Here is a 15,039-nt window from a genome sequence, read left to right as displayed (position 1 = left end):
CCTCGATGCCGGCCCCCGACGTCCGGCGGGAGGGCGAGGCGGGCGCCGGCGGCGGCCACCACCACTCCGTTTCGGTCAGCGAGCGCCCCCCCAGTTGCACAGCCACCATTGCCCATCGATCTTCGTCACGCCGCCTTCCAATCCGATGCCGATGTCCGCCTCCGCCGCTTCGAGCGCCCGTTTGGCGCGCCCGATGGCGCCAAGCCGCGTCTCCTCATCGGACAGCGGCTGTGCGGAAACGCCTGATGGCACCTCAAGCGATACAATGCGGTATTCCTTTTCCGAAAGCACCGCCCGAACGGCGGCGATTTTCGCTTCATTGTTCGTTCCGACCGCAACAGTTTTCATCCAGTGCCCTCCTTGTCATGGAAAAGGAGAAGCGTTCGCTTCTCCTCAGCTGTTTTGGCGAATCGTCTCGACCGTCGTCCGGTCGCACCGTTTGACGAGCTCAACGATGAGCTGTTTGGCCGCCGCGTAATCATCGATATGAATGATCGACGCATGCGTATGAATGTAGCGGGCGCAAATGCCGATCACCGCCGACGGCACGCCGCGGTTGGCGATATGGACCCGCCCGGCGTCGGTTCCGCCGCCTGGGGAAATGAAAAACTGATACGGGACGCCAATCGTTTCCGCGGTGTCAAGCACAAACTCGCGCATGCCGCGGTGCGTAATCATCGTCCGGTCGTACAAGCGGATGAGCGCCCCTTTGCCGATATGGCCGAACGCCTGCTTGTCGCCGGACATGTCGTTGGCCGGGCTGGCTTCCAAGGCGAAAAAGATATCCGGGTTGATCATCGCTGCCGCCGTCTGGGCCCCACGCAGCCCGACCTCTTCCTGCACAGTCGCTCCAGCGTACAAGACGTTCGGCACTGTTTCGCCGTTCAGCTCTTTTAACAGCTCGATCGCCAACCCGCAGCCAAACCGATTGTCCCACGCTTTTGCCATCACGGTTTTTCCGTTGGCCAACACCGTGAATGGGCTGACCGGCACGATCGGCTGACCGGGGCGGACGCCGACTCGTTCGGCATCTTCACGGCTTTCCGCTCCGATGTCAATCAACATGTTTTTCATCTCCATTGGTTTCTTGCGCTGCTCCTCATCAAGCAAATGCGGCGGAATCGACCCGATCACGCCGATGACCGGCCCTCCGTCCGTGATAATCTGCACGCGCTGGGAGAGCAGCACTTGATCCCACCAGCCGCCGAGCGGCTGAAACCGAATCATGCCATTGTCGGTGATCGCCGTCACCATAAATGCGACTTCATCCATATGGCCGGCAACCATCACCGTCGGGCCCGCCTCATCGCCGCGTTTGACGCCGAAAAGGCTCCCGAGGCGGTCTTGCACAATGTCATCGGCGTATTTCTCGAGCTCTTTGCGCATAAACTGCCGCACCGGATGTTCATAACCCGGTGCGCCTGGAAGCTCGGTCAACGTTTGGAATAATTGCAGCGTGTCCTCATTCATCACGCGTCTCCCTTTCTATGTTCGATTTCACCGTTCCGTTTCTTTCCGTCCTTCTTACATGTTCCGCCAAAATCGGCTATACTAAACCGTATCAAAGCGAGAAGGAGGAAAGAAACATGGCTTGGAAACAGTGGCTCGTCGGCGCCGCCGTCGGTGCGGCCGTCGTCTATGCCATCCGCTCCGCTTCCAAACCGGCGCTCCTTGCCCCGGAACAAGCGCTGGCCATGGCCAAACGCGCGCTTGGCGGTCCGCGCGCCATCCGCGGTTCCTGGATTCAATCCGCCCCGGAGCGGTATGAGAAAAACGGCCTGGCGTACACCGTATACCGCGGCGGCGTCTGCCGCGACGACGGGGATGACGAGTTTTTCATCAACGCCTACACGGGAGCCATCGTAGACGCCAAGCCGCTGTCATAGCGGCCGCTCCCGCTTCACGACGGCGGCCATCGTCCCGTCTTCCTGCCATTTCACAGCCCGATAGTAGGCATCATGGTAGAAGGTAAACCACGCATTTTGCTTTACGCCGTACGGGAGCCATCGCTGTTTGGCAAAAATCGAATCCATGGGGTAATCGTCGTACGCCATCACCCAAAGGACGTTTTGATGGGCGTGCGTGCCAAGCAAATCGCCAAGATGAATGGCCATCTCCCCGTCTGATTCGATGAGCACGATCGCATGCCCGGCGCTATGCCCGCCGGTATGGATGAGGCGGATGCCAGGAACGACTTCCGTTTCCTTTGTAAACGGAACGACTTGATCCGCGATCGGCTCCCAATTTTCTTTCCAATACGTATTGCGCGATCGGATGTTCGGGTTTCGCATTTCCTCCCACTCGACATCCGAGGTGATGATCGCCGCGCGCGGAAACGCCGGCACGAGCCGTCCGTCTTCCCAAACGGTCAATCCGCACGCATGGTCAAAATGCAAATGGGTCATGATGACGATGTCGATGTCGCGCCGCGTCAGCCCGAGCTTGGCAAGCGATTCATCAATCGCTGATTCTTCCGTGACGCCGAAGTTGCGCTTTTGCTTGTCGGTCAGCTTGCCGTTGCCGATGCCGGATTCAATGAGCAGCCGTTTTCCATAGGCTTCCACCAAAATCGGATCGGTGCGCAGCTCGATTTGATTGTTGTCGTTCGGAGGATATTTTTTCGACCAAAGCGGTTTCGGCACGACGCCAAACATCGCCCCGCCGTCAAGATGGGTGACGCCGCCTTGCAGCCATGTCAAGGTGACTTGTCCAATTCGCAACTGTTCCATTTCCTCTCTCCCCCCTCACTAGTGTACCATTTTCTCCATCAATCGGAAATAGAAAAAGACCCGACCAATCGGTTCGGGCCTATGACGACCGCCGCGGCGGGCGCACCGCCTCGCATCGGTAAATGCGGTTTCCTTTTAAGGAAAATTTTTCCTCATACTCTGTCATGACATTGTCCGTCATGCCGCTTTGATGCAAGTCGAGCTGGACCGATGCGAGCACAAACCCATATTGCGACAAACTGACAAGCGAGTATTCGAAAAACGATTGATTGTCCGTTTTCAAATGGATGTCTCCGTCTTCCGCCAAAATGCGGTCATAGAGCGCCAAAAAGCCCCGATACGTCAGCCGCCGCTTTTCGTGCCGCTTTTTCGGCCATGGGTCGGAAAAGTTCAAATAAAGGCGCGACACTTCCCCGTCGGCAAAAAACGCAGTCAGATCTTTCGCATTGGCGTTCAGCAGCTTGACGTTCGCGAGCCCGCTTTCGATCAGTTTGTCAAGCGCGGACACGAGCACGCTCGGGTACAGCTCGATGCCGATGAAATTGACATCCGGATGAAGTTTGGCCATTTCCGTGATAAATTTGCCTTTCCCCGTCCCGATCTCGACATGGATCGGCCGATCACGGCCGAACAGCTCGCGCCATCGCCCGCGCTTTGCTTCGGGATCGGGAATGACGTATTGCGGATACGCGGCGATTTTGTCTTTCGCCCACGGTTTGTTGCGCAAACGCATATTGACACCTCAGCCTTGTTTCCGTTTGTTGGTTTGACGATACCACACTCGCGCCAAAGAAGCAAACGCGAAAAAACGCCCGGGCCTGAACGCTCTCCCATCTACGCTCACGCGTGGAAGCAGGGGGTCTTTTCGGTTTCGAATCATAAACTCGGCTCGATCCGGGCATGATAAAACCGTACAGCCTGGCGAAAGGATGGTGACCAGCATGCCGCTCGACTATAACCATCAATTGACCGTACTTCGCGACATTTTATCCGAACATCAGCTCGATTGCTGCGGAACGGTTTCCGAATGCGAACAAATTGAACGGCTCGCCAAATCGCTGCTCGCCAACGATGAGGTGAACAGCCAAGTCAAGCAAATTCTCCCCCATATTTACGCTTATGGCCAAGGCGGGAAATACAGCGCTGACTTAAACGCCCACATTTCCGCCCACCAAGGCCAGCTCGCCGATTGGGTGAATGGGCTGTCCTGACCGCGGCGTCTCCGTCATCGACAGCGGAAACAAACGGCGCGGCGACAACCGAACGCAGCGATCGCGCCGCCCCCAGCGCCGGCCGTTCGGACGCTGAGGCCTCGCTTGGTCAACTCTCTACCATGACGCGCTTCAATAACCGAAGCGACTGCTCCTTTTCTTTTTGGCCGTCCTTCCCTTTCGGCCAAAACAGCGAGTGCAACGTATGAGCGATCGTATACCACTTTAGGCGGAGGCCAAGCTCCTGGCTCCATTCCCATCCGTACTGGTCGAGCCACGTCTTCCATTCGGCGCGCGGAATGTACAGATGAAGCAACATGCCGATGTCGATCGCCGGATCAGCGATCATCGCTCCGTCCCAATCGATCAAGTACAACGTGCCATCGTCGGCCAGCAGCCAATTGTTATGGTTGATGTCACAGTGGCAGACAACATATTCGCCATCCGGCAATGACGACACATGCTGCTCCAGCCAGTCAAGCGCCTGACAGACGACAGAACCACCGGCCGGATGGCGCCGCTGTTGCTCAGCGAGCGCAGCGAGCATCTTCTTCGCGCGCAGCGGAGATTTGCCGAGCCGCTTCAGCATCGTCACCAGCTCTTTTGAACGATGGATTTTCCTTAGCAGCGCCGCCACTTGCTCGCTTCCCATCTCCCACGGCTTCAGCTCCCGGCCGTTCAGCCATTGCTGGGCCGTAAACACATCGCCGTTTTCGAGCCGCTTCGTCCATACAAGCTTCGGGACGATGCCCTCGGCCGACAATACAGCAAGAAACGGAGAAGAATTCCGCTTTAAAAACAATTTCTTTCCTTCATATTCCGCAAAATACGCATCCCCTGTAGCGCCGCCAGCGGGAGTGATCTCCCACTCCTTACCTAGTAACTGTTCCAAGCGTGTTCACCTGCGACTTAAAAATAGAAACGTCTCCGTTTGCTTCTCGCGCCCAAATAAAAAGGACGGCCAGGCCGCGTCCTTCTTCCGTCCATTTTACTTGTATTATACTGAAATACCGCTCCGGCATGCAAACATTTTTCTCGGCAAACACCTTGCTTAAAACTGCCAAAGCGGAAGCGCCCCGCGGCTCCCACTCCGGTCGGCCGCCCTTTCCCGTTTCGTCTCAACGGCGGCATGTTTCATCAAATCGATAACCACCGCTCCTCTGCAAACCTTGAGACAATTCCCACGCGCCGTCTGAGCGATTACCCCGCAGGCTGGACGAGCACCCATGTGCCGACGCCGTCGAGCCGAAGCATGCCGCGCGCTTGGCCAAAGGGCGTTGTCCCGCATCGCTGTCCGTCGCATACAACCGCCCACTCGCGCTCGTCGGGGAGCGCAATGGCGGTCTCTTTCTCCTCGTTATGATGCACGACGATGATGTCCTCCCAAGGCCCATAGACGGCGACATCATGCAGCCGATAGGCGATGACCGACGGCGGCAACGGCTCAAGAAACGTGAAATGACGCAGCACTTCCGCTTCCGTCGCGAGGCGGAACGCGCCATGCGCGCGGCGAAGAGCGATCAATCCTTGAACGTAGCGGACGTCGTCTTCATAGCGGCTTTTCCGCCCCCAATCCAGCTGATTGACCGCATCGGGCGATCGGTAGCTGTTCCCATCGCCGCCTTTCGTCCGATAAAACTCTTGGCCGCTGTGCAAAAACGGAATGCCTTGCGCCAACAGAACGATCGCCGTCGCCAGCTTTTGCCGCTTCCTCCGGAGCCATTCCGGCTCATCATGGTTGGCCGCCTCCATCTTATCCCAAAACGTATGGTTGTCATGGCATTCGACGTAATTGATCGACTGACGCGGGTGGCAAAACAGCCCGCCGAGCGCTCGCAAGCTCCCGGCAATGGCGAGCTTCACCTGTTCTCGCCCGCCTGGGTTGCCGAGGGCGAATCCACGGTCCGGCAAATGAAAGGTGCTCCCTTTCACCGCATCGCGAAACCGGTCATTGAAATAAGCGAAGCGCGGCAGCTGCTTGGCGTTGGCCATCGTCGCCTTTTGTTCCGGAGGAAGGGGCGTCGGCAAGTCCCAACCTTCCCCATACACAAGGATCGACGGATCGATGGCGTCGAGGGCATCGCGCACCGCTTTCATCGTCTCGATATCGTGCACGTCCATCAAATCAAAGCGGAACCCGTCAATGCCATATTCTTTCGCCCAAAATACAACCGAATCGACGATCCAGCGGCGCGCCATCCGCCGCTCCGAAGCGATGTCGTTGCCGACGCCGGTGCCGTTGGCCGGTTGGCCATAGGCGTCGTAGCGAAAGTAATAGCCGGGAACGAGCTTCTCAAGCGGCGATTGCTCCCGATCGTAGACATGGTTGTAGACCGCATCCATCACGACGCGCAATCCGTTTTCATGCAACGTGCGGATCGCCTGTTTCAACTCGATGATGCGCGCGTATGGATCCGCTGGATCGGTCGCATAACTCCCTTCCGGCGCATATAGATGAAGGGGATTGTATCCCCAGTTGTAAGCCGCTTGTGGGTCGCGCTCATCAACCCCGGCAAAATCGGTAAACGGCATGAGCTGCACATGGGTGACGCCCAGCTCTTTGACATACGAAAGCCCGGTGGCCGTCCCGTTTGGCCCGCTTGTGTTCGTTTCAGCCAGCCCGAGATACTTCCCTTTATGGACGGCGCCGCTGTCCGGGTGGCTCGTAAAGTCGCGGATGCTCAGTTCATAAATGATGGCATCCGTCGGCGAACAGAGCGGCGGAAGCGGCGAAGAAGGCGGCGCCAGCTTCGTTTTCTCCCAGTCGATCACGACGCCGAACTCGCCATTGATCGAAACAGCAGTCGCATACGGGTCCACCGCCTCGCGCCATACGCGGTTGATGCAGGCGATATACGTGTAACACGCTCGCTCCCAATCGCCGGGGACGGCGGCTGACCATACGCCGCGCTCGCCGCGCTCAAGCGGCACGCAATGAACCTCGCCGAGATGCGGATGAACCAGCTTGACGTTGACCGCGGTGGCAGTCGGCGCCCAGACGCGAAATACGGTCTGTTCTTTGAAATACTCCGCTCCTAACGGCCCATCATAGAAAAACCGATCATCAAATGCAGGAGTGCGCACAACGGCGCCGATTTGAACATCGGTCTCCTCCCCGCGGCAAGAACGCACCCAGTATGTCGCTCCAAACTCGAACGCGGATGCAAACCGGCACACATATTTCACCGTCTCCCCAACATCCTCGACGTGCTGCACGGACAGCGGAATCTCCTCGCCGCTCGGCGCCACGAGCGTAAACGGCGCCATTCCATCAAAGCCGAGCGATTTCGGCGCAAGCACAACGATTTGATCCATCTCGTCCAAATAGGCGGCAAACGTTCGGCTGATGTGAAGCATGTGCGTTCACCCCTTTTTTCTCCGGTTAATACCATCATACGTAAAAGAAAAAGGGCGGTGCCAAATCATCGGCCGGTCGCCCTATCGATGCACAGATGTTTCTATTGTTGCCCTTCCTCGCTGTTCATATTCTCGTCTTGCCGGCGGTCGTAAAAGCTGGCGCAATGGCGAAGCAGCGCCTCAGCCGCTTTCAGCTGCCCGTGCCGAAGCGGGAGAGCTGAGCGGCGCAGGCGGGAAAACCACTCGTCATAATTTCGCTTATCAATATAGCGGATAAACGGAAAAAGACCGCCGCTGTCAATGTAGCCGGAGCGGTTTAACAGCACGAGATGGAGCGGCCAATCAACCCCATGTTTGCGAAAAATCTCCGAAACGATCTGCTCCGTCCGCCGCAGCGACACGACCGGGTTGACCAGCCTCGTTTCGTTCGTTCCGGCCTGTTCCACCCAAAACCGGCCGGTTGACGCCATGACGATGTTGTCCGGCCTTCCTTCGACAAAGGCAATGCACCAGAGCGCGGATGGCGTCAACATCATCGTCTCCAGCTCCACCGGCGCCTTGCCGACCATCGCCACCGGCCGGTAAAAACATAAATGCGTATCCGGAAACCGCTGCAAAAAATATTTCAACGTCTCATCGCCATACACGGCCTCATCGAGGGAGGAAACGTACATCATCGTGGAACTCGCCCATTTCAGCTGCAACTCGAACAACTCATCCAAAAACTGCTGTTTCAATTCCTCCAGAGTAGCCGCCGGACGAGCCATCGGCGCAAGAGAAAACGGCTCTTCTTCCGTAAGCGCGGCACGGCGGCGCCATCGTTTCGTCAGCCGTTCCCACCATGACGGTTTGTCAAGCCAAACATCCCACGTCTCGCCCGTTTCAAGCCATCCGCTGGCCTCAGCCGTTCGTTCGGCTTGCCACCGCGCTTTTGCCTGCTCCCATTGCCGTTGCTTGAGCCGGATGAATTCCGGTACATAATAGTACACATCCGTTTCGTAACGGGAAATGCAATCCATGAGTTTCACGAGCTGACCCATTGTTTCACCTGCTATTCCCGGTCATTCATCGGCGCGCCAAGCAACGGGAACACGGCGATCGCTTCGTACTTCGGCGTCCGTTCCATATTCGTCCGATACAGCACGATCTCAGGCACCGAAAACACCACCTTGGCCGCGGCAAGCGAACGGAGGCGATCCGGGCGAAACGGTTCGGCTCCCTGCCATTTGCGGGCGATCGTAATATGCGGGGCAAACGGACGCCGGTCCAAGGAAAACCCAAGCTTCATGCACGCTTCATACACGTCGCGCCGCAATCCATTCAACGCTTCTTCCGTTTCGACTCCTTGCCAAAAAACGCGAGGCGCCGTCCGCTCTCCGAACGTCCCAAGCCCGGCAAGCGCGAGGGAAAACGGGGCGCTTTTGGCGGCGACGGCGGCCATCGCCTCGCACAGCGGCGCCATTTTTTTTCGGCGGCACATCGCCTAAAAACGCGAGGGTGATATGATAGTCCTCTTCATGCACCCATGTGCGAAACGGCAGCGACGACGCCGCATCCCCCGAAAATCGGGCAATGGCTTGTTTCGCTTCAGACGTCAGCGGAACAGCGATAAAATAATGGCTTCGTTTCACTTCTCTTCACCTGCCGTTCGTTCTCGTTTTGCGAGCAAAAGGAGCACGAGCACACCCACGATCGTGCAGATGCTAAAAAACAAGTAGACAGCGCCGATTTGCCAACGCTCAAACAAATATCCGCCCACCAACGTGCAAAACCACGCGCCAAGTCCGCTGCTCGTCGCCGAGTAAAGGGCGACGGCCGTCGCCTGCACCCGCTCGGGCGCCAAGCGGCGCACATACTGGAGGGCGGTTGGAATTGCCAGCCCGACCGAACATCCTTGAACGATCGCTGTGATATAGACAAACCAAAGCGGCGGATCGGCGACATACGACCACCAGCGGGCGGCCGACACGAGCGCAGCCAACACGAGCAGGCGCGTCATGCCGAACCGGCGGATGAGCCGGTCGGCCGTTTTCATAAACGGCGCTTCGCTTCCGGCAGCCAGCCAAAAGGCGAAGCCGATGCCGGTCAGCGTGCCGCCAAGCTCGTGGATCAACAGCCCGAAATAGGAATTGTTGGCATAAATCGGACCAAACAGCAAAAATGTTGCGACAAGCAGGAGCTGAAACGAGCGGACGGACAGCAGCCCGCGCACATCCTGAAACGTCAACGCCCCCGGCGCCGCCATCGGGTAGCGCGGCAGACGGGCGGCCAAAGCCAACGCGGCCAGCAGCGCCACAGAAAAGGCGTAAAAAATGACCACAAACGCGACATGATCAGACAGCCATCCGACAACCAACACGGCCGCGGCAAACCCGATCGATCCCCAAAGCCGAATCGCCCCGTAGTTTCCGCCCGAGCGGCGCACATGATGAAGAGCGATGCTGTCGGAGAGTGGAACGATCGCGCTTTGCGCCGCCGACAGCAGCACGGTCAAGGCGACGAACACCCGGTAGCTTCCGGCCAGCGAATAAAGAAACCCAAACAGCGCTGTCACCCCGAGCGCCAGCGTCAACAGTTCGACCGGTTTGCGCGTATAATCGGCCGCCGTGCCCCAAAGCGGCTGGGCCGCCATCGTCACGATCGGGGGAAGCGACATGATCCAGCCGATCGCCGCCCCCGAAAGGCGCGCCTCTTCCTGCAAATAGACGGACAAAAGCGGAAACAACGCGCCAAAAGCAAAAAAGATGAGAAAATAAAAGAGCGGAAACACCTGTTTTCGCACCGCCGCCTCCCGTTTGAACGCCGCTTCCATCCCGTCCCCCCTTTCGTTCAAACAACGCCCGCCCCGCTCTCTTTTTCGCCGGGGCGGCGGACCGCCGTTTATTTCGCCAGCTCGTAAATCGCCTGCGCGTAAATGGCGGTCGCTTTCACCAAATCGTCGATTTCGATATACTCATCTTTCTGGTGGGCGACATCCGGACGGCCCGGAAACAACGCGCCAAACGCCACCCCGGCGTTCAAGGCGCGGGCGTATGTGCCGCCGCCGATGGCCAAAAGCCGGGCCGGCTCGCCCGTCTGCTCTTCGTAGACGCGCTGAAGCGTGCGGACAAGCTCGTGGTTGGGGTCGATATAATGCGGCTTCGTATCGCTGAACCGGCTGAGCGCGAATCCATGTTCAGCCGCGGCGCCAGCGAGCGTCCGGCGGATCGCCTCGCCGTCGGCCGTCACCGGATAGCGGATGTTCAGCCCAATCGTTCCGCCATGCTGCCGGTCATACGACAGCACCCCGACGTTGACGGTCAAGTCGCCGCTTTGTTCGTCGCGATACGCAAGGCCAAGCCGCCGGCCGCGGGCATCGCCGAAAAAGGCGGAGGCCACAAACTGAATGAACGGCCGGCTTCGGCCATCGAGCGGAAGCGACGCCAAAAACTGCGCCAAATAGACGCCGGCGTTTTTGCCGCGCTCCGGCTCGGCGCCATGAGCGGACACCCCTTCCAATTGAAAGACGACGGCCCCTTCGCTTTGCCTGATGCTCCCCTTTACGCCGCGCTCCCGGCAAAACTGTTCATAGAGGCCAAGCAGCTCCTCCGTCCGTCCCGCTCCTTCCACCACCGCTTCGGCCGCATCCGGCACCATATTGTAGCGGCGCCCGGCTTGGAATGAGGCAAGCGCGAGCCCTTCCGCCTCCGCCGATTCAAGCGGGCGGTACGACAAATCGGCGTCAATGATTCCTTTTTCGGCATGAATGATCGGAAAATCAGCATCCGGCGCAAATCCGACATCCGGCATTTCTTCATGACGAAAATAGTGCTCTACGCACCGCCAGTCGCTTTCCTCATCGCCCCCGATGATAAGCCGCACCCGCTTGCCAAGCGGCAGCCCGAGGTCACGGATGATTTTCATCGCGTAAAACGCCGCGACGGTCGGCCCTTTGTCATCGATCGCGCCGCGCCCGTAAAGGCGGCCATCGCGCACCTCAGCGGCAAACGGATCCATCGTCCAGCCGTCCCCAGGCGGCACGACGTCGATATGGCCGAGCACGCCGACAAGTTTCTCCCCATGCCCCATTTCGATATGCCCGGCAAACCCGTCCACATTTTTGACGCGAAACCCTTCCTCCCGGCCGCGGCGAAGCATATGCTCAAGCGCCTCGGCCACCTTGGGCCCAAACGGCGCGCCCGGCTGCGCCTGCTGATCATCGCGGACGCTCGGAATGCGGACAAGCGCTTGCACGTCGCGGACAAGATCGTCTTTTCGTTTCTTCGCTTCGTTCATCCAGTCGATGTTCAACGCCATTCTTCCTTTCCTTATTCAACACCCTTTGTTGCCAACGTATCATATCAAAAACAGGAAGTCAAAATGTTTCATTCGTTGCAAATCGATTTCCGTTTCATGACAAAATGTTGAAATTTTTCGTGAATAGAGGCAACCGGGTAGCATTTTCCCTCTCATTTCGTGTACAATGGTAGTAAACAGACAAAGACATCTCTCATCTGCTAGCAGTCGGTTGTGCCATGCGAATGATGCTAAGATAGGGAGTGGTCTTTTGAAACCTTCAACACATCGGATGCTTACCCGCATCAAATCCGTGTATATGTACATTAGCGAAAAAGGAACGGTTACGACCCAAGAGCTTGTTGATGAGTTCGGCACCACCCCACGAACGATCCAGCGCGACTTAAACGTGCTTATGTACAACGATCTCGTTCGCAGCCCAAGCAAGGGCAAATGGACGACCACAAACAAAAAAGTGCGCATCTCTTCGTAAACCCGGTGCCAATAGGGTAGGCAAGATGGGAGATGAACGCGAACCATTTTTCCACAGATGAATATCCACTATTTTTCCATAAAAAAGGAACCGCGTCAGGTTCCTTTTTTTTTCGTCCGTCTCTGGCCGGTATTGCTTCAACATGTCCACCTCTTCGTCCGTCAATTCCCGATACTCGCCGACGGCCAAATCCGGGTCAAGGGCGAGCGGCCCCATTTGAATTCGTTTTAAATAGACGACCCGCTTGCCGACCGCTTGAAACATCCGCTTCACTTGATGGAACTTCCCTTCGGTGATCGTCACCTCGACATCGGAACGAAGGCCGGATTTCAACACAACGAGCTTGGCCGGCTTTGTTTCATAGCCGTCATCAAGGACGACGCCGCGCTGAAACGCCGCGACATCCGCTTCCGTCACTTCCCCGTCCACGACGGCAAAATACGTTTTCGGCACGTGTTTTTTCGGCGACAACAGCTGATGGGCGAGCTGGCCGTCATTCGTCAAGAGCAGCAGCCCTTCCGTATCTTTGTCAAGCCGCCCGACCGGAAACGGGGAAAATGCCCGGTCTTCTTCTTCAAGCAAATCGACGACCGTCTCTTCCACGGCATCTTCCGTCGCGGAAACGACCCCCGAAGGCTTATTCATCATCAAGTAAATGAATGGCTTGTACTCGACCGTTTCTCCCCAAACGGTCACGATTTGCTCATCCGGCCGCACTTTCGTTTTCGCATCACGAACCGGCGCGCCGTCCACTTTCACCGCTCCGGACTTGAGTAGCTTTTTCACTTCCTTCCTCGTCCCATACCCCATATGGGCGAGCAGCTTGTCAATGCGCAGCTCCACAAATCTCCCTCCTAAAAATATGGCCTTCATTAGGCGTTCATCTAGTCCGCTTCCGCCTTCCCCCCATACACTGTGAAGGAAACATCAAGAAGGGGGATTTGCCGATGAATGAATATTACTATTATGTCCCAACGTTGGATGATTACCGTCAACAGCCGCCAGCCAGCCAATTTTGGCCCGGATACCCAGGCGGGCCATTCGCCAACTGGGCGCGGCGCATCGAACGGCTTGAGCGGGCCGTCGAACGGCTCGACCGCCGGCTCGACCGGGTGGAAAGCCGCCTCGATCGCGTCGAACGCCGGCTCGGCCTGTCGTAAGCGAAATGGAGAAAGAAGGCGGGGACGACCGCCTTCTTCTTTTTTTGCCGCAAGCCGAACGGCATGGGGGAGGGCGAAAAACAGCCGTCGTCGAACCCTTTCGCTCGGGCGCCGCGATGTTCGCAAGAAGCGCCGTCCGCCAGGCTCCCGGCCTAAACGAGCCGCTTCTAGGAAACGGCCGATCCCCCCATACACCCTCGTCTACGATACCGCCTTTTTCTCTTTCCGGCGCCAAAACGCAAACCGGTCGCCAAACAGCGCCGAAAACAACCCGGAGCGGATGCTGAGAAACAAGTAGATGGCCGCCCCGACCGCTGCGCCGATGGAAACAGCGCCCACCGATTCAGCGGTGCCGGCGCGGTAATCGATCCATCGGGACGCCAGCGCCTCGACCCCCATAACCGCCGCTGACATCGCCGCCGTCAGGATGGCCATAAACGCCGTCCGGCGGGCGACAAACCGATAGCGGTAGCGCGTGCGGCGCTGAATGACCCATAAGTTGAACGCCACCGAGACGAAATAGCCCGCCATCGTGGCCACAATGGCCCCGACGGCCGACCATTTCATAATGAGCGGCGTGTTGAGCAAAAGCTTCACAAGCAAGCCGGCTGTCAAACTGACGACCGTAAACCGCTGCTCGTTGATGCCTTGCATGATCGCCGCCGTCACAGAAAACAAAGCGTACAAAATCGCCGCCGGCGCATACCAGCGCAACACTTGTTCACCAAGCGGATCATAGCTGTAAAACGAGCTGTACACCGGCCCTGCCAGCACCGCCATGCCAATCACCGCCGGGAGCGTTAAAAACATGAGCACTTGAAACGTCTGGTTCAAATATTGCCGCAGCGCTTTCCGGTCTTGCGCGACATACGCTTTCGTAATCGTCGGGATGAGCGCCAAGCTGAACGAGGTCGCGAGCGTCACGGGGATGACGACGAGCTTTTGCGCCCACATGTTGAACACGGAATACGCGTGCTCCGAGATGCTCCCGCGGCCCGCCGCCGCCATCGCGTGATTGAACGTAAACTGATCGACGAGCTGGTACAGCGACATCGACAAGCCGACAAAAACAAACGGAATCGAAGAAAGAAGCAGCTCTTTATACATCGCCAAAAGCGACACGTCCGCTTCGCCGCGGTCACGCGCAAGCAGCGACTGCAAATACGGACGCCGCTTCCACCAATAGACAAGCAACACCAAAAGCCCCGCCGCCGCCCCGACAAACGCGGCAAACGTCGCCGCGCTCACAGCGGAGACGATCGAGCCGTCCATCAGGCGCAAAATGACGTAGCACGCCCCAAGCAAAAACGCGATGCGCGCGATTTGTTCGACGACTTGCGACAGCGCCGTCGGGCCCATCGACTCATGTCCTTGGAAAAATCCGCGGATCAAGCTCATCACCGGCACGATGAGGAGCGCAAAGCTGACCGCGCGGATGACGGCCGTGACGTCGTCGACCGAGTTGACGTTCGTTTTCGCATCGATGACGTGCGGCGCCAAGATGGGCGCCAGGGCGTACAAAATGAGCCATGAGGCGATGCCGCTTGCGATCATCAAGACAAGGCCGGAGCGAAAGAGCCGATAGCCAACGCCGTATTCCCCAAGCGCGTTGTATTTCGACACAAACTTTGACACCGCCACCGGCAGCCCGCCGGTCGCCAAGCTCAAAAAAATTTGGTACGGCACATAGCCGTATCCGTACAGCGCCCCGCCGCGCTCGCCGACAAGATGGTAAAACGGGATGACGTAAAATAAACCAAGAAGGCGAGAAATCATCACGCCAGCCGTTAAAATAAACGTGCCGCGCAGCAGTT

13 protein-coding genes and 3 pseudogenes are annotated in these 15,039 nt (G+C 57.8%); 4 read left to right on the top strand and 12 right to left on the bottom strand.

Features of this window, described 5'->3' with window-relative positions:
• Window positions 1-348, bottom strand: a pseudogene (locus tag I656_RS0117015) (DUF84 family protein); the annotation flags it as partial.
• Between the two features lie 45 nt (window positions 349-393).
• Window positions 394-1,470 carry a M42 family metallopeptidase gene (locus I656_RS00530; RefSeq protein ID WP_033006862.1) on the bottom strand — a complete coding sequence of 359 codons (1,077 nt, stop codon included), beginning with the start codon at window positions 1,468-1,470 and terminating at the stop codon, window positions 394-396.
• A 116-nt stretch (window positions 1,471-1,586) separates the two neighbouring features.
• On the opposite strand from I656_RS00530, the gene I656_RS0117010 reads away from it, so the two are divergent.
• On the top strand, window positions 1,587-1,886 hold the full coding sequence (locus tag I656_RS0117010) for a PepSY domain-containing protein (protein ID WP_033006861.1): 300 nt from the start codon (window positions 1,587-1,589) through the stop codon (window positions 1,884-1,886).
• Here the strand turns inward: I656_RS0117010 and I656_RS00535 are convergent.
• On the bottom strand, window positions 1,881-2,729 hold the full coding sequence (locus I656_RS00535; RefSeq protein ID WP_020756862.1) for an MBL fold metallo-hydrolase: 849 nt from the start codon (window positions 2,727-2,729) through the stop codon (window positions 1,881-1,883). The genes I656_RS0117010 and I656_RS00535 overlap by 6 nt on opposite strands.
• 79 nt (window positions 2,730-2,808) lie before the next feature.
• Window positions 2,809-3,462: a tRNA (guanosine(46)-N7)-methyltransferase TrmB gene (gene trmB / locus I656_RS00540; protein WP_020756861.1), complete on the bottom strand. Its 654-nt coding sequence runs from the start codon at window positions 3,460-3,462 to the stop codon at window positions 2,809-2,811.
• Between the two features lie 208 nt (window positions 3,463-3,670).
• Here trmB and I656_RS00545 point away from each other — a divergent pair, with 208 nt between their 5' ends.
• Window positions 3,671-3,940 carry a YtzH-like family protein gene (locus I656_RS00545; RefSeq protein ID WP_013524372.1) on the top strand — a complete coding sequence of 90 codons (270 nt, stop codon included), beginning with the start codon at window positions 3,671-3,673 and terminating at the stop codon, window positions 3,938-3,940.
• Window positions 3,941-4,049: 109 nt separating this feature from the next.
• Here I656_RS00545 and I656_RS00550 read toward each other — a convergent pair whose 3' ends face one another.
• The 6 genes and pseudogenes from I656_RS00550 to pepV all read right to left on the bottom strand — a co-directional run bounded on the left by I656_RS00550 (window position 4,050) and on the right by pepV (window position 11,593).
• Window positions 4,050-4,832, bottom strand: a complete 783-nt coding sequence (locus I656_RS00550) for a phosphotransferase family protein (protein WP_020756859.1) — start codon at window positions 4,830-4,832, stop codon at window positions 4,050-4,052.
• 308 nt (window positions 4,833-5,140) lie between these two features.
• Entirely contained in the window at window positions 5,141-7,297 is a 2,157-nt protein-coding gene (gene pulA / locus I656_RS00555; RefSeq protein ID WP_020756857.1) for a type I pullulanase, read from the bottom strand.
• A gap of 101 nt (window positions 7,298-7,398) precedes the next feature.
• Complete coding sequence (locus tag I656_RS00560; RefSeq protein WP_020756856.1) at window positions 7,399-8,337, bottom strand: hypothetical protein; 939 nt, start codon at window positions 8,335-8,337, stop codon at window positions 7,399-7,401.
• 11 nt (window positions 8,338-8,348) lie between these two features.
• Window positions 8,349-8,928: pseudogene (gene thpR, locus I656_RS0117005) on the bottom strand (RNA 2',3'-cyclic phosphodiesterase).
• On the bottom strand, window positions 8,925-10,109 hold the full coding sequence (malA, locus tag I656_RS00565) for a maltose permease (RefSeq protein WP_033006859.1): 1,185 nt from the start codon (window positions 10,107-10,109) through the stop codon (window positions 8,925-8,927). Before malA ends, thpR begins: the two are co-directional and overlap by 4 nt.
• Window positions 10,110-10,177: 68 nt before the next feature.
• Complete coding sequence (gene pepV, locus I656_RS00570) at window positions 10,178-11,593, bottom strand: dipeptidase PepV (protein ID WP_020756853.1); 1,416 nt, start codon at window positions 11,591-11,593, stop codon at window positions 10,178-10,180.
• Between the two features lie 250 nt (window positions 11,594-11,843).
• Here pepV and I656_RS18410 point away from each other — a divergent pair, with 250 nt between their 5' ends.
• On the top strand, window positions 11,844-12,065 hold the full coding sequence (locus I656_RS18410) for a DeoR family transcriptional regulator (RefSeq protein ID WP_008880936.1): 222 nt from the start codon (window positions 11,844-11,846) through the stop codon (window positions 12,063-12,065).
• A gap of 105 nt (window positions 12,066-12,170) precedes the next feature.
• Here I656_RS18410 and I656_RS0117000 read toward each other — a convergent pair.
• Window positions 12,171-12,908 (bottom strand): annotated as a pseudogene (locus tag I656_RS0117000) (pseudouridine synthase); the annotation flags it as partial.
• Window positions 12,909-13,012: 104 nt separating this feature from the next.
• Here I656_RS0117000 and I656_RS00575 point away from each other — a divergent pair.
• Window positions 13,013-13,225: a hypothetical protein gene (locus I656_RS00575; protein ID WP_033006856.1), complete on the top strand. Its 213-nt coding sequence runs from the start codon at window positions 13,013-13,015 to the stop codon at window positions 13,223-13,225.
• A gap of 201 nt (window positions 13,226-13,426) precedes the next feature.
• Here I656_RS00575 and I656_RS00580 read toward each other — a convergent pair whose 3' ends face one another.
• The gene (locus I656_RS00580) at window positions 13,427-15,037 is read right to left on the bottom strand and encodes a polysaccharide biosynthesis protein (RefSeq protein ID WP_235048673.1); all 1,611 of its coding nucleotides are present in this window, start codon (window positions 15,035-15,037) and stop codon (window positions 13,427-13,429) included.
• Window positions 15,038-15,039 lie beyond the last annotated feature (2 nt).

It is taken from the genome of Geobacillus sp. WSUCF1, assembly GCF_000422025.1.
Lineage (GTDB): Bacteria > Bacillota > Bacilli > Bacillales > Anoxybacillaceae > Geobacillus > Geobacillus zalihae.
This window is presented reverse-complemented; position numbering and strand designations above follow the sequence as displayed.

Excerpts from the sequence above, each read along its gene's own strand:
- I656_RS00545 (WP_013524372.1), top strand. The coding sequence starts at position 3,671 with ATGCCGCTCGACTATAACCATCAATTGACCGTACTTCGCGACATTTTA.
- pulA (WP_020756857.1), bottom strand. The coding sequence starts at position 7,297 with ATGCTTCACATCAGCCGAACGTTTGCCGCCTATTTGGACGAGATGGAT.
- I656_RS00530 (WP_033006862.1), bottom strand. The coding sequence starts at position 1,470 with ATGAATGAGGACACGCTGCAATTATTCCAAACGTTGACCGAGCTTCCA.
- pepV (WP_020756853.1), bottom strand. The coding sequence starts at position 11,593 with ATGGCGTTGAACATCGACTGGATGAACGAAGCGAAGAAACGAAAAGAC.
- I656_RS00560 (WP_020756856.1), bottom strand. The coding sequence starts at position 8,337 with ATGGGTCAGCTCGTGAAACTCATGGATTGCATTTCCCGTTACGAAACG.
- malA (WP_033006859.1), bottom strand. The coding sequence starts at position 10,109 with ATGGAAGCGGCGTTCAAACGGGAGGCGGCGGTGCGAAAACAGGTGTTT.
- I656_RS00535 (WP_020756862.1), bottom strand. The coding sequence starts at position 2,729 with ATGGAACAGTTGCGAATTGGACAAGTCACCTTGACATGGCTGCAAGGC.
- I656_RS00575 (WP_033006856.1), top strand. The coding sequence starts at position 13,013 with ATGAATGAATATTACTATTATGTCCCAACGTTGGATGATTACCGTCAA.
- trmB (WP_020756861.1), bottom strand. The coding sequence starts at position 3,462 with ATGCGTTTGCGCAACAAACCGTGGGCGAAAGACAAAATCGCCGCGTAT.
- I656_RS0117010 (WP_033006861.1), top strand. The coding sequence starts at position 1,587 with ATGGCTTGGAAACAGTGGCTCGTCGGCGCCGCCGTCGGTGCGGCCGTC.